The sequence below is a fragment of the Flavobacterium sp. genome (genome assembly GCF_028689845.1).
Classification (GTDB): domain Bacteria; phylum Bacteroidota; class Bacteroidia; order Flavobacteriales; family Flavobacteriaceae; genus Flavobacterium.
The window spans coordinates 39,214-53,776 of record NZ_JAQVCH010000008.1; the positions used below are offsets into that span (position 1 = coordinate 39,214).

Annotated in this window: 15 protein-coding genes; 2 read left to right on the forward strand and 13 right to left on the reverse strand. The window is 32.7% G+C overall.

Annotated elements, in window-relative coordinates; translation table 11 throughout:
* Positions 1–29: 29 nt before the first annotated feature.
* From PHR76_RS04835 to PHR76_RS04850, 5 genes are all read right to left on the reverse strand, one after another.
* Positions 30–743 (reverse strand): 3'-5' exonuclease, encoded by a 714-nt coding sequence (locus PHR76_RS04835; RefSeq protein WP_300059124.1) that lies wholly within the window; start codon positions 741–743, stop codon positions 30–32.
* Positions 744–1,397: 654 nt separating this feature from the next.
* Positions 1,398–2,777: a T9SS type A sorting domain-containing protein gene (locus PHR76_RS04840; RefSeq protein ID WP_300059126.1), complete on the reverse strand. Its 1,380-nt coding sequence runs from the start codon at positions 2,775–2,777 to the stop codon at positions 1,398–1,400.
* 60 nt (positions 2,778–2,837) lie between these two features.
* A complete protein-coding gene (locus PHR76_RS13130; RefSeq protein WP_366143569.1) occupies positions 2,838–2,996 on the reverse strand; it encodes a T9SS type A sorting domain-containing protein in 159 nt (52 codons plus the stop codon).
* Positions 2,984–3,526 (reverse strand): hypothetical protein, encoded by a 543-nt coding sequence (locus PHR76_RS04845; RefSeq protein ID WP_300059128.1) that lies wholly within the window; start codon positions 3,524–3,526, stop codon positions 2,984–2,986. Before PHR76_RS04845 ends, PHR76_RS13130 begins: the two co-directional genes overlap by 13 nt.
* A 355-nt stretch (positions 3,527–3,881) precedes the next feature.
* The gene (locus PHR76_RS04850; RefSeq protein ID WP_300059130.1) at positions 3,882–4,337 is read right to left on the reverse strand and encodes a DUF1573 domain-containing protein; all 456 of its coding nucleotides are present in this window, start codon (positions 4,335–4,337) and stop codon (positions 3,882–3,884) included.
* Between the two features lie 176 nt (positions 4,338–4,513).
* Here PHR76_RS04850 and PHR76_RS04855 point away from each other — a divergent pair, with 176 nt between their 5' ends.
* Together PHR76_RS04855 and PHR76_RS04860 are read left to right on the forward strand one after the other, a co-directional pair.
* On the forward strand, positions 4,514–5,782 hold the full coding sequence (locus PHR76_RS04855) for a HAMP domain-containing sensor histidine kinase (RefSeq protein WP_300059132.1): 1,269 nt from the start codon (positions 4,514–4,516) through the stop codon (positions 5,780–5,782).
* Entirely contained in the window at positions 5,779–6,462 is a 684-nt protein-coding gene (locus PHR76_RS04860) for a response regulator transcription factor (protein ID WP_300059134.1), read from the forward strand. The genes PHR76_RS04855 and PHR76_RS04860 overlap by 4 nt, the downstream gene beginning before the upstream one ends.
* Position 6,463: 1 nt before the next feature.
* On the opposite strand, the gene PHR76_RS04865 is transcribed toward PHR76_RS04860, so the two are convergent.
* The 8 genes from PHR76_RS04865 to PHR76_RS04900 form a co-directional block, all read right to left on the reverse strand.
* Entirely contained in the window at positions 6,464–6,880 is a 417-nt protein-coding gene (locus PHR76_RS04865) for a c-type cytochrome (protein WP_300059136.1), read from the reverse strand.
* A gap of 297 nt (positions 6,881–7,177) precedes the next feature.
* Complete coding sequence (gene hemB, locus PHR76_RS04870; RefSeq protein ID WP_300059138.1) at positions 7,178–8,176, reverse strand: porphobilinogen synthase; 999 nt, start codon at positions 8,174–8,176, stop codon at positions 7,178–7,180.
* A gap of 110 nt (positions 8,177–8,286) precedes the next feature.
* Positions 8,287–9,837 carry a serine hydrolase gene (locus tag PHR76_RS04875; protein WP_300059140.1) on the reverse strand — a complete coding sequence of 517 codons (1,551 nt, stop codon included), beginning with the start codon at positions 9,835–9,837 and terminating at the stop codon, positions 8,287–8,289.
* A 38-nt stretch (positions 9,838–9,875) separates the two neighbouring features.
* Positions 9,876–10,784 carry an oxygen-dependent coproporphyrinogen oxidase gene (hemF, locus tag PHR76_RS04880; RefSeq protein ID WP_300059142.1) on the reverse strand — a complete coding sequence of 303 codons (909 nt, stop codon included), beginning with the start codon at positions 10,782–10,784 and terminating at the stop codon, positions 9,876–9,878.
* A gap of 683 nt (positions 10,785–11,467) precedes the next feature.
* On the reverse strand, positions 11,468–12,016 hold the full coding sequence (locus PHR76_RS04885; RefSeq protein WP_300059144.1) for a transposase: 549 nt from the start codon (positions 12,014–12,016) through the stop codon (positions 11,468–11,470).
* A gap of 125 nt (positions 12,017–12,141) precedes the next feature.
* Positions 12,142–13,167 (reverse strand): uroporphyrinogen decarboxylase, encoded by a 1,026-nt coding sequence (hemE, locus tag PHR76_RS04890; protein ID WP_300059146.1) that lies wholly within the window; start codon positions 13,165–13,167, stop codon positions 12,142–12,144.
* A gap of 30 nt (positions 13,168–13,197) precedes the next feature.
* Entirely contained in the window at positions 13,198–13,863 is a 666-nt protein-coding gene (locus tag PHR76_RS04895; protein ID WP_300059148.1) for a uroporphyrinogen-III synthase, read from the reverse strand.
* A 2-nt stretch (positions 13,864–13,865) separates the two neighbouring features.
* Complete coding sequence (locus PHR76_RS04900) at positions 13,866–14,555, reverse strand: TrkA family potassium uptake protein (protein WP_300059150.1); 690 nt, start codon at positions 14,553–14,555, stop codon at positions 13,866–13,868.
* Positions 14,556–14,563: the final 8 nt, after the last annotated feature.

Below are 14,563 nucleotides of genomic sequence, written 5' to 3' on the forward strand. Positions count from 1 at the left end.
AATTATAATAAAAAGAGGAAATCATTCCGTTAAACATGAATGATTTCCTCTTCTATTAATAAATCCTCTCTTCTTAACCGCAAGAAAACTTGTGCCACGGCAATGACGTCTTTTTCACAATACGTAATTATTCTATCAAGATCTTTGTCTACATAATAAACATAGGCCACTTCGCTACCATCAATATCATCTTTAGGAGATGGAATCTGAAGTACTTTGGTGAGCAATCGCATCGAAGTATAATGCTTATAATCACCAAATTTCCATAGTTCCATCGTATCTAAATGCGGAACTTCCCAAGGTTTTTTGCCAAATAAATTCAATTTTGCAGGAATTTCAATTTGATTAATAATCATTCGCCTGGCGATAAATGGAAAATCAAATTCTTTGGCATTGTGACCACATAAAACATGCTGTGGTTGATTAAAATGATTGTTCAATAAATTACTAAAATCTTTTAAAATCTTTTTTTCATCCCCAAAAAAAGTAGTTACGCGAAAGGAACGCACATCTGCTTTAGTAATAAAATAACCAACCGAAATACAAATAATTTTACCAAACTCAGCCCAAATACCCGCTCGGTCATAAAATTCTTCGGGTGAAAATTCTTCTTTGCGTTGGTATTGCGTTTTGGATTCAAAAAGATATTGCTTTTCTTCATCAAGCAATTTGAAATTTTCTACTTCGGGAACGGTTTCTATATCCAGAAATAAAATGTTGTCGAGTTTAATTTTTTCTATCATGGCCAACTAGTTTACTTTTATAAAAGTAAAAAAAAGAAGCATAGAAAATTCAATCCGTATATAAAAAATAGGTGAATACCGAAAATAAAAAAACACCTTAACGAGAAGGTGTTTTTTAACTACTTTTATCAATTGGTGGATGGAGAGTGTTATTTTGGAATAAAAGGTAGGAAAAATGGTTTTATTAACCAAATTGGCATTGGATTGGAGAAAAAAGATAGTGCTTTGGGCATAAATAAAACACTACAATCACAAAGGATGGTAATTTTTATGGAAGGATTTCTTTTAATTGTTCAAATTGTCTTGGAGCAACAACTATAAATGAAAGTACAGGTAGAACTACTTTTAAGAAATTTACAATGAACAAATCTAAAGGCTGGTGCGAGCACAATATCATTAAATTATGAATCTTTACGATTTAGAAAATAAAAAATGGTTCTCGCGGAGACGCAGAGCCGCAAATTTTAAAATATTTTTTTGGCGACTTTGCGAAAAAAAATAAGCTCAACTTAATGACATTAGGTGCGAGCGAGACGCTTGCACCCACGCTATCCTTAGTGTTCTGAATTAGCACTGAGCTCTGTGTATTCTATGACATTCGCAGAGCATCGTGCAAACGAGAGGACTCCCTGGAGCTGTGATAAAAAAGTTTTCTTAATTTAACACCACTTTTTTAATAATCTCCCTATTCTCTGATACTATTTTAAACACATAAACTCCTCGACTCCATTGAGCCACAGGAATAGCTAGTTGACCACTAAAACCAATGGTTTTAGTTTGATACATCAATCTGCCGTTAAGGTCAAACACCTCAAATTTAGCATTAGGTAGTTCATTATAAGTAAATTGAACTACATCTTGAGCAGGATTAGGAAAAAAAGAAACACTCCCTTTTTCATCATCAAAATCAGCAACACCCAACGTGCACAACGCGTTGTTTTGTAACGGCACATTACTGCCTTGATTGAGTGTGCCATTGCCAAACTGACCAAAATCATTACTACCCCATACCCATACTGTACCATCGGTTTTTACACCTACGGTAGTGGTAGCACCTTGTGCATATATCCTATCCCAATTATTATCAGTCCCTATTTGGGTAGGTACATTTCGATTTTCAAAAGTGCCATCACCGAGTTGACCTTCTTCATTTCTACCCCAAGCCCATAACGTACCATCGGTTTTGATGCCGTATGATCTTAAGGAACCTACTGCAAAATCTTTCCAAGTATCGGTTGTAATTTGATAAGGGGTTAAACTACCGTTAAATTGACCATTACCTACTTGACCATAGCTACCACTACCCCATGCCCATAAAGTGCCATCCGTTTTTTGAGCTAAAATAAAAAACACTCCTGCCTTTATTTTGCTCCAATTATCCGAAGGCCCTTGTGAAAGACTATATACAAAATTCCCTAAAAAGCCTAATATGACATTACTATTGTACCCACAACCCCAAAATGTACCATCATTTTTTAGTACAAATGTACCGGAATCTGTAACTGCAACATCTACCCAATGGTTATCAGTCCCAATTTGAATAGGGGTGAGTTGGCTTAAATTATTATTACCTTGTCCTTGCCCTAGCTCATAATCGTTGTTTTGACCCCAACCCCAGAGCGTGCCGTCTTCTTTTAAACCAACCGTGTGGGTAGGTGAACCCACTATTTTCATCCAATTAGTGGCTGAGCCTATTTGGGTGATTACATTGGTGGAACTAGTTGAATTAATACCAAGACTACCAAAACTATTACTGCCTGTAGCCCAAAGGGTACCATTTTGTTTTATAAAAAAACTTCTTAAATAACCCCCAAATACTTCTTTCCAAACTTGAAGATTACTTACACTAGATGGGGTAAGTGTATAATTGCCCGATTGATTAGCCAACTCTCCGGTTTGATTGCTGCCAAACCCCCAAATACTATTATCAGATTTTAAAAGTAGTACATGAGCATCGCCTGTTGAAATTTTTTGATAACATTGGGCATTAATTAAACAATTGAATAAAATAATAAGGTAGGATAACTTTTTCATAGTACTAAGTGGTATAAAAAACATGGCCTAAGGATATTAGGTCATGTTTTGGATAACTAATTAATTTTTAATCACTTTAAAATAAGTAATATATTCTTTGTTTGACCATAACTTTAGCAAATAAATGCCTTGTGGTAAATGTTCCATAGTTATAGTGGTTTCGGAAATTTTTGGAGGTAACTTTTTTTCAATAAGTAGTTGCCCTCTCAGGTCAAACAACTGGTAATTATCGATAGGATACTAGACAAGTTGGTGAAATTTATATTTTGCGGAAGGCATGATGACAAACTGTTTATATCAAGTGACAGGTCATTGTTAATAGTAAAGTCTGCCTTTGGTTTAGCTGCTTTTTCTATACAAAGTGTGTTTGAATAAAACACATTATTCACAGTATATTCAACAGTAAGACTTCCACTATTTCCATCATCCCATAAAATTTTGATCTCACTATTATTTTGGCTTAAAATTATTCCACCAGCAATTATCCATAATATACTTACATTTAATGGTGCATTAATAAGTTCAAAATTTGAAATGCTTGACTGACATACTAAAAGGCATTGCGAATTTTCGAAATCTTCCAAAAATAAACCATCTCTCTCAGATTCTTCCCAAATTTGACAAGCATTACTGTTATCCCAACTTAGATAAATCCCGGTGTTTTGATTTTGTGACCAAGCACTAATCGCAATTAAAAAAGTTGCTATAGTGCAACTACATGTGATGATTTTAGATAGCTGATTTCTCATAACGTGACTAATTTATTGCAATCAAAAAAATTAATAAACTTTGCTAAAATTATGAAAAAAAAACTAAACAACTTTTTTAATTATTTAATCACGAATAAGTTAAAAATAAGTTTCGCACTTGATTAGTTTTGTTTAAAATTTAAAAGTTTAATTAAAACTCCAATGTTTATAATCCTCATTTTTTTCTAAAAGGTTTTCAAGTTCATCGGGTAAATTGGGATAAATACCTGTTCCCAAAAGTCTTCCTCTGAAAAGCTCCTCAAATGTCTGACTGAGAAACTGCTGAATTTTATATACAAAAAAACCACCTTAAGGAGAAGGTGGTTTTTAACGAATTATAATTTAGTAGATAGTATTATTGTTTTACCGTTTCCTCAGTTAAAACTTTTCCTTTAATTGTAAGTACTTTTGGCACTTCATTTTCATTTAAAGAAACAGTTACTGTTTTAGAAAAAGCTCCTGGACTTGCAGCATTATAAGTTGCTGTAATTGTTCCTTTTTCTCCTGGTTTGATTGGCGTTTTAGTATAATTTGTTGCTGTACAACCACAAGATGCTTTTACATTAGTTACTAAAACGGTTTGTTTAGTAGTATTCACAAATGAAAAATCATGAGAAACAGGTTTTCCTTTTTCAAGATCACCGAAATCATGAACTTCTTCTTTCCATTTTACTGGAGTGGTTGGTTTTTGTGCAGCTGGTGTTGTTGTAATTGCTGGTGTAAGCTCAGCTTTCTTTTCTTGAGCATTTGTAGTTACTGAAAACAAAGCAGTTGCAGCAAATACAAATAAGGTTACTTTTAATGATTTCATAAATTTTATTTTTTAATTTTTGATTAATTCATTTGAACATAGCAAATATATTCAGAAGAAAGTAGATATTTGTTAAGCACATGCTAAGTTTTGTTAATGACATGTTAATCGCTTAAAAATCTACTAAACAATAACAGACTGTTAGTAGTTTTGTTAGGATTAAAACTTTTTATAATTTGAAATTTACTCGTTTAAATAGCATCATATTTGTTGGTCTCTTATCTATTGTAGGGGTTTTGATTATGCAATTGCTTATGCTTAATCGTGCTTATTCGTTAGAGAAAAAAGACATGGAAGACAAAATCCATTTTGCTTTACAAGATGTGGTTAAACGCATTTATCGAGATAACAAAACAGAGTTAACCATCACCAATCAAATAAAAAAAATTACAGACGATTATTATATCGTCAATATTGATGATGTTTTTGAGCATCAAGTCTTGGAATATTACTTAAAATCAGAATTTCAAAAAGTAAAATTAGGTTTAGATTATGAATATGCCATCTATAACTGTGGTACAGACGAAATGATTTATGGCAACTATGTTTCTGATGATGGTAAAAACCCTGAAAAATGTGAAAATTGCTTTCCAAAAAATGAAGCATTAATCTATTATTTTGGGATTCGTTTTCCGGATTTACAACAAAAATTCATTACTTCGTTAGGTCAATATTGGATTTATACGGGCATTTTATTCTTTGTTTTAATCATCTATGTTTATTCTGTTTTTCTTTTATTAAAACAAAAGAAATACACCGAATTACAAACTGATTTCATCAATAATATGACGCATGAATTTAAAACGCCGCTTTCTTCCATTTTGATAGCTTCGCAATATGCATCTTCTCAAGAAGAGATTATAAGCAATCCGAAGTTGGCCAAATACATGCAAATTATCATCAACCAGAGCCATAAACTCAATCATCATATTGAACGTATTTTAAATGTAGCCAAAGGCGATGCAAAATGGATTGAATTAGATATAAAAGAAATCAACCTTAAGGAAACACTCGAATTAGTCAAAGAAAATGCGTTGTTAAAATCAAGTAAGCAAAGTACAATCACTATCGAAATTCCAACAAATTGTATTGTTTTAGCAGATGAATTTCATTTTTATAACATTTTGATTAATATTGTAGATAATGCTATTAAGTACAGTGGCGATGCTCCTTTGATTCTGATAAAATCAAATTTAACTTCAAAAGGAGTTACGCTCTCCTTTTCTGACCAAGGAACAGGGATTGCTAACCAACATTTAGAGTATGTTTTTGATAAGTTTTATCGTGTACCGCGAGAAAACAAAAAAGATATTGAAGGATTTGGAATTGGTTTATTTTATGTAAAAAAAATTGTCGATTTACACCATTGGAAAATTAAAATTATAAATAACGAAGGACCAGGAATCACAGTTTCCATTTTAATTCCGAAAAAAGACATCGTATGACAAAAAAGAAAATATTGTATGTAGAAGATGATGAATCCTTAGGGTTTTTAACTGCTGATAGTTTAGAAAATCAATATGAGGTAAAACACTACACCAATGGAGAAACAGGTTTTAAGGCTTTTACAGAAGGAGAGTTTGATTTGTGCATTTTAGATGTCATGCTTCCGGATATGGACGGTTTTGAAATTGCAACGGAAATAAGGAAACGCAATCAAGAAATTCCGATTATTTTTCTTTCGGCAAAAACGATGAAAGAAGACCGAATTAAAGGCTTGAAATTAGGTGCAGATGACTATTTAGTGAAGCCGTATAGCATGGAGGAATTAACTTTAAAAATTGAAGTTTTTCTAAATCGAAGTCATAAAACAAACACTAAATCAATTGACACCTATCAAATTGGACCCTTTTCATTTGACCCATCTAATTATTGTGTTTCTAAAGATAAAGAAGTGACTAATCTAACTGAACGCGAAGCTGCTTTGCTTAAATTTTTCTTAGATAACAAAAACTCAGTGCTCAAACGCGAACGTATTTTACTGGAGCTTTGGGGAACCGATGATTATTTTGTAGGACGAAGTTTAGACGTATTTATTTCCCGTTTACGAAAAATATTCAAAGAAGAAACCAACATTCGGATTGAAAACATTCCGCGTGTTGGTTTCAAATTAGTGATAGAATAAATTAAAAACTGTGCATATAGGCTTCCAATGCTTTTAATTCTTCGTCGCTCATTGTTTTAGTAATGGCAAAATTAGCTTTCATCACTTCGTACTGTGTAGGGTCAACAATGGCCTCAGCTTCTTCTTTCAAGAAAGAAACGATACTTGCATTTTGTTCTTTATAAATCTTTGAAATCTCGGCGATACTTGGTCCAATTACCTTTTCATCAGGTTTATGGCAAGTATTGCAAGTACCTTTTCCTTCAAACAACGCCTTTCCTTCTTCCAATAAAGGATCAACAGCTGTTTCAGGTACCGCTTCTGTAACCGTCACCTCATCCGTAGAGGTTCCGAAATTTTCTTTTTCTTTTTTATCGCCACAACTCGCTATGATTAGGGCGATTGAAGCCAAAGCAAATGGTTTAAAAAATACTTTCATGGTAAATTTATTTAAAATTAATACAAAAATACAAATTAATAAAGATTTAGATGTGACAAATGTTACCTAAATCTTTTTACTAACTCACTTTTCTGCGGATTAATTTCCTCTAAAGATAAACAGCTAATTAAAGAAAAATAAGGATGAGATGAATTCAAAGTATCTGAAATTTTGATTCAACTTTTTTTTGTGATTGAATAGCTAAAAAAACAAGAATTCTTTGTTACCCAAAACATATCAACGTTAGCAAGAAGATAATCTAATACTTATTATTTAGCTGATAAAAATCTAATTAACTTACTCTTTTTGCAAAAATATAGCTGCTTCTTTTGCAAAATAAGTTGAAATCAAACTTGCACCAGCTCGTTTGATACACATTAATTGTTCCATCATAATTTTATCATGGTCGAGCCAACCTCGTTCAGCTGCTGCTTTAACCATGGCATATTCACCAGAAACATGAAAAACCGTGACTGGAACATGAACGGCATTTTTGACTTCACGAACAATATCTAAATAGGCAATTCCGGGTTTGACCATGACCATATCGGCTCCTTCTTCTACATCAGAAAGTGCTTCTCTAATCGCTTCTATACGGTTGGCATAATCCATTTGATAGGTTTTCTTGTCTTTTGGAACAACTACGTCTGCTTCTCTCGGTGCACTGTCTAACGCATCGCGAAACGGCCCATAAAAAGCTGAAGCATATTTGGCCGAATAACTCATGATTCCCACATTTTCGAAACCAGCGGCATCTAAACCTTGACGCAATCGCAAAACCCTACCGTCCATCATATCACTTGGAGCAACCATATCGGCACCTGCTTTGGCATGAGAAACGGCCATTTTTACTAAAGCATCGTTTGTCCTATCATTTGCCACATCGCCATTTTGGATGATTCCGTCATGACCATAAATTGAATACGGATCAAGAGCCACATCGGGCATAACAATCATTTCTGGACAAGCCGCTTTGATGGCACGAATGGCTTGTTGCATTAATCCGTTATCATTCCAAGCTTCTTTTCCAGTGTTGTCTTTTAGGGCTTCATCTACTTTTACATAAATATTGACGGCACGAATTCCGAGAGCGAATAATTCTTTCACTTCTTCCACAGTTAAATCAATGGAGCGACGGAAAATTCCCGGCATGGATGGAATGGCTACTTTATAATTTTTACCTTCTGCAATAAACATCGGAAACATAAAATCACTCGGACTCAAAGTCGTTTCTCGCACTAAACTTCTAATGGATTCGTTGATTCTTAATCTTCTACCTCTTTGTAATGGAAACATAGTAATTTATGATTTTTGATTAACAATTGTTGATTTAATTCTGATTACAAAATGCTGCAATCTAAAAATATTGTCTTCAATCTAGTTAATTGATTTTCTATATTTTTAAATTATTCTTTCTTTTTCAAATCCAAATCTTCAAAATCGAAGCTAAAATCGGTTATTTCAGAAATTGGTTTTAATTTGATTCCTTGTGCTTTGCCGTTTTCGTCGAATTGAAAATTCACAAAAATATCGGCATCATAACTGCGATCATCCCATTTTAAAAGCATCACATTAGAAGAATAGGGCAATAATTCTCCTTTTAATCTTGGAGAAGTTTTACATAAGATACGCAACGTTTTTCCTTCGTTTAAAATTTCTACATCGCCAAACCAATTATCAGTATAAGTCCCTAAAATTTGTTCGTTTTTAATTTGATTGTTTTTGTCTTTTTTAAAGGCTTCCGATTTTGCGAAAACTTCTAATTTTCCTTTTTCAAATTCTGCCTCTTTTTTGGCTGTTCTATCACCATACATTTTTAACCAATTTCTATCTTCAAACCCCAAATAAGAATCTTTAATCGTATTAGAAATTGCATTAAATGCGGCTCCACTCTGCTGATTGGTGAGCACTACGATTCCTAATTTCATATCGGGAATTAAGATGAATTGGGTCACGGTTCCGATTAAGCCACCCGTGTGATACACTTGTTTATGCCCTTTTACATCGGTTAAAAACCAACCTAAACCATAGCCGCTAAAATTAGACTCATACAGGTTTTTTAGAGCAACCGGCATGGCAATTTGAAGGTTCCATAATTGTTGAATTTGTTTATCTGTAACCAGTTTTTTTCCTTCCTTCGTTGTAAATCCATTCATTAAAAAAGCGGCCCAAGTGGTCATGTCTTTGATGTTGCTTATAATTCCGCCTGCGGCATTTCCTGTTTCATTCCAATCATGCGGAATAGCCACTACTTTTCCATTTACCGGAGCATGAGCATCTATAATATTAGAAACATTTGCTGCTTTTGCACGGTTATAACTTCCGAAACTAGCAGTCATCCCGACCGGTTTCATAATTCTTTGTTCAATAAATTCAGCCCAAGAAAGTCCGGAAACTCGATGAATAATTTCACCCGCAACGATGAACATAATGTTGTTGTAATCTAATTTGTTTCTAAAAGAATTCTCGGGTTTTAAATACCTAACATTATGAATAATTTCATTAATTGTAAGTGTTCCTCCTTCTGGAAAAAACATCAAATCTCCTTGTCCCAAACCTAAACCGGAACGATGGGTTAATAAATCTTTGATGGTTATTTCTTGCGAAACATACGGATCATACATTTGAAATTCTGGAATATATAGAGATACCTTATCGTCAAAATTTAACTTTCCTTCATCAGCCAAAATTGCTAGAGCGGTTGCTGTAAAACTTTTCGAATTAGAAGCAATACCAACTAGTGTTTCGTCTGTCATTTCTTGATTGGTAGTTAAAGAACGAACGCCAAATCCTTTAGAATAGATTATATTGCCGTCTTTAATAATTCCTACAGAAATACCTGGAACATCAAAGGTTTTTAACGTGTTTTGAACAAGTTCGTCGAGTTTTTTTTCTTCAATTTGAGAAAAGGCGAACCATGAAATAAATACTAATAGAAATGATAATTTTGCTTTCATGTTTAAACTGTTTTGATGTTTTTTAGATGATTCTGTTCTTAAGAAAGAACCCATTCTTTGGGATTTACCAATGTTTCAATTAATTTTTCTTCTTCGCTTCCTTTTTTTGGATGATGATCATAAACCCATTGTACTTGTGGAGGCAAACTCATGAGAATACTTTCAATTCTTCCGTTGGTTTTAAGTCCGAAAAGTGTTCCTTTATCATGAACTAAATTGAATTCTACATATCGACCACGACGAATTTCTTGCCATGTTTTTTGTGCATCCGTAAAAGGTAAATCCTTTCGTTTTTCAACAATGGGAAGATAAGCATCTAAAAAACTATTTCCAACTTCGGTTACAAAATTATACCAATCTTCCATATTCATGTCGTCATTTTCTTTGCAATAATCGAAGAACAAGCCGCCAATTCCACGAGCTTCATTTCGATGTGCATTCCAAAAATAGGCATCACATTGTTTTTTATATTTGGTATAAAACTCTGAATTATGTTTATCACAAGCTGTTTTACATGTTTGATGAAAATGAGTAGCATCTTCTTCAAACAAATAATAAGGCGTTAAATCTTGTCCGCCACCAAACCAACTGTTGATTACAATGCCGTTTTCATCATACATTTCAAAATAACGCCAATTGGCATGAACGGTTGGAACCATTGGGCTTTTAGGATGAATGACCAAACTTAAGCCACATGCAAAAAAATCAGCTTCACCAACATCGAATAGTTTTTGCATAGAATCTGGCAATTTTCCATGAACAGCAGAAATATTGACACCGCCTTTTTCAAAAACGTTACCATTTTCAATTACGCGAGTTCGTCCGCCACCGCCTTCTGGTCTGTCCCATAAATCTTGACGAAATTTGGCAACTCCATCAACATCTTCTATACCTTTGCAGATTTGGTCTTGTAAATTTTGTATGTATGCAAAAAATTTATCTTTCATGTTTTTTTCTCCTGCAAGGTTTCCAAAACCTTGTAGGTGTTTAAAATTGATATTTTATTTTATATCTGCAAGGTTCGAAAAAACCTTGTGGGTGTTTAAAATTGATATTTTATTTATACCTACAAGGTTCGAAAAAACCTTGTGGGTGTTTAGAATTTATATTTTATTTTACACCTGCAAGGTTCGAAAAAACCTTGCAGGAGATCTACTTAATATTTATACCTACAAGGTTTTGGAAACCTTGCAGGAGAACTACTTATTATTCAAATGTATATTTTTCACTTAAGAAATCATTCTTTTTGTGGTGACAAAAAACAAAGTTTTCTAAATCTCCAAATAATTTTATTACTTCATCTCTTTTTAGTTTTGTTGCTTTTATTGAGATTATACTTTGATAAGATGAGAATTTATATTCTTCAAAATTTAAATCTAAATGATGTTTTGGGTTTAAATGAACATATAAAATTAAATTTTTTAAATATGTTTCATCTTCTAATCTTATTCTTTTAAAATGTTTGTCAAAAATCTTTCATGTTTTTTTCTCCTGCAAGGTTTCTAAAACCTTGTAGGTGTTTAGAATTTATATTTTATTTTACACCTACAAGGTTCGAAAAAACCTTGTAGGAGATCTACTTAATATTTATACCTACAAGGTTTTGGAAACCTTGCAGGAGAACTACTTATTATTCAAATGTATATTTTTCACTTAAGAAATCATTCTTTTTGTGGTGACAAAAAACAAAGTTTTCTAAATCTCCAAATAATTTTATTACTTCATCTCTTTTTAGTTTTGTTGCTTTTATTGAGATTATACTTTGATAAGATGAGAATTTATATTCTTCAAAATTTAAATCTAAATGATGTTTTGGGTTTAAATGAACATATAAAATTAAATTTTTTAAATATGTTTCATCTTCTAATCTTATTCTTTTAAAATGTTTGTCAAAAAGACTGCTCGATCTATTTGTGTATTTATTAAAAGCTTTAGCATACGAATTAAAAAAATTTGAAAAATCTTGTATTACATTAATTTCATCTTCTATTTTTATTATAAAATGAAAATGATTATCCATCAAACAATATGCGAAAACAGATATGCTTTTTGATAAATACTTATGAAACTGTTTTAAAAAGAACAGTTTATTTTCTTCATTAGAAAAGATATTTTCTCCATTTATACCTTTATTATAAATGTGATAATAATTATCTTTTTCTAAAATTTCTAACTTCATTTTATGAATATATGTTAAATGATACTCCTGCAAGGTCTCCAAAACCTTGTAGGTGTTGTTTTACATAAACCCTTCAAATTATATACCTACAAGGTTCGAAAAACCTTGCAGGAAATCAGAGTTAACTATTGCCCGTACTCTTTCACTGCATCTACAAAAGCTTTAGCATGATCTACAGGAATGTTTGGTAAAATTCCGTGACCAAGATTTACGATATAATTATCTTTTCCGAATTCATCAATCATTTGATGTACCATTTTTTTGATAACAGGTATTGGTGACAATAATCGTGAAGGATCAAAATTCCCTTGTAAGGTTTTCTTTCCACCGGTTAAATAGCGGGCATTCTTCGCTGTAATTGTCCAATCAACTCCAATGGCTGAAGCTTTTGATTTGGCCATTTCATCTAAAGCAAACCAACATCCTTTTCCAAAGACAATAACCTTTGTTTTTGGAGCCAATGCCTCTACAATTTGATTCATATAAAACCATGAAAATTCTTGATAATCTACTGGTGATAACATTCCGCCCCACGAATCAAAAATTTGAACGGCATTGACACCGTGTTTTACTTTTTCTTTTAGGTATAAAATAGTGGTGTCGGTTATTTTTTGTAATAAATTATGAGCTGCAACTGGATTTGAAAAACAAAATCCTTTAGCTTTATCAAAGCTTTTAGAGCCTTTTCCTTCAACGGCATAACAAAAAATAGTCCAAGGAGAACCCGCAAAACCAATTAACGGAACTTCATTATTTAACTTTTCACGAGTCATGTCAATCGCATCCATCACATAACCTAAAGTGTCATTAATATCTGGAATAAACACGCGGTCTACATCCGCGGTCGTGCGAATAGGATTTGGTAAAAAAGGGCCAATATTATCTTGTAATTCAACTTCAATTCCCATTGCTTGTGGAATAACTAAAATATCGGAGAACAAAATTGCCGCATCTGGTTTTACAATTCTAATGGGTTGAACGGTAATTTCAGAAGCTAATTCTGGCGTTTTGCATCTTGTAAAAAAATCGTATTTTTCTTTGATAGCCATAAATTCAGGCAAATATCTTCCTGCTTGACGCATCATCCAAACTGGTGGACGTTCAACAATTTCATTGTTTAGGGCTCTTAAAAATAAATCGTTTTTAATCATTTTTCAAATTTCTAAGTAACTCAATTGAGTTTATTTATAATAATCTATTACTGCTTCTATTACACTTTCAACCGTGGGTTCAACGGCAATTTGTATGTTTGTTGTTTTATTAACTAATGGTTCTGCAGTGGTTGTTCCGATACAAAAACACATTTCGTTAACAAGGTTGTTGTTCTGCAAATAACTTTCGATGGCGGAAGGACTAAAAAATAAGATTCCGTTGGTCTGATGATTTCGTTTTTGCGGGCTTAATTTTGTATGATATACTTCTATTTCTTTGTAAATAATTTTACCTTTTTCAAAAGCTTCGGGAAGCGTATCTCTTCGTAAATTACCCGTAAAAAAGGTGAATGAAGTATTAGAAAAATGAAGTAGCAAATAAGCGGCTAATTCTTCGGCATACTCAAAATAACGAACAACTTCAAATCCATTTTGTTCTAATAATCGTTTTGTTTTTATGCCTACACAAAAGCATTTTTTTGATTTTAAAAAAGAAAATCGTTCATTTTGCACTACACTTTTTACTGCATTTTGACTTGTAAAAATCAGGAAGTCATTTACTGAATCTACGGTAAAAGGAAGCAATTGTATTTGGATAAAATCGACTTCTTCTAGTTTAAAACCTGCGTTCAACAACAACTGCTTTTGATTAGAGAGCAGTTTTCTAGTTGATAATATGCTAATTTTATTTTCCACGTTTATTCTTGACCGTCACAATAGAACGAAATGTTTTTATTATCTCCAAAAACCACTAAAATATCGTCTTCAAAAATCACTGTTTCTGGCGTAGGTAAACCAATCGTTTCTTTGACAATAGATTTTTTTCCTATTAAGTTTGTTTTTTCTTTTTTCCGAATAATCGTAATCACATTCAATTGATATTTATTGATTGCATTAAGTTCTTGGAGGGTTTTTCCGTGAAATTCGGGTTTTGAACGCACTTCAGAAATGGTATAATTATTATCTAACTGATAATTTTCTAAGGTAGTTTTAAAATTAATTTGCTTGGTCAATCGGTCGGCACTTTCTTGTTCCGGATGAATGATACTATAAATCCCCATAGCTTCTAAAACTGTATCGTGAATAGGCGATAATGCTCGAGAAATTATTTTTACATTCGATAATTTTTTAATAATGGCTGTTGTAATAATGGCTGCTCCTTCGTTTTCACCAATTCCAACCACCACTTTGTCGGCATCCTTTAACGGAAGTGATTCATAGGCCAATTCATTGGTAGAATCCATACAAACGGCGTGTGAAATTTTATCTTTAATCAAGTTGATTTTATCCATTTGTTTGTCCACTCCAATCACTTCATTACCAGTTTCGGTAAGGCTTAGTGCTAACGACATTCCAAAATTTCCAAGGCCAAAAATGATAATTTTCATTTGCTTAG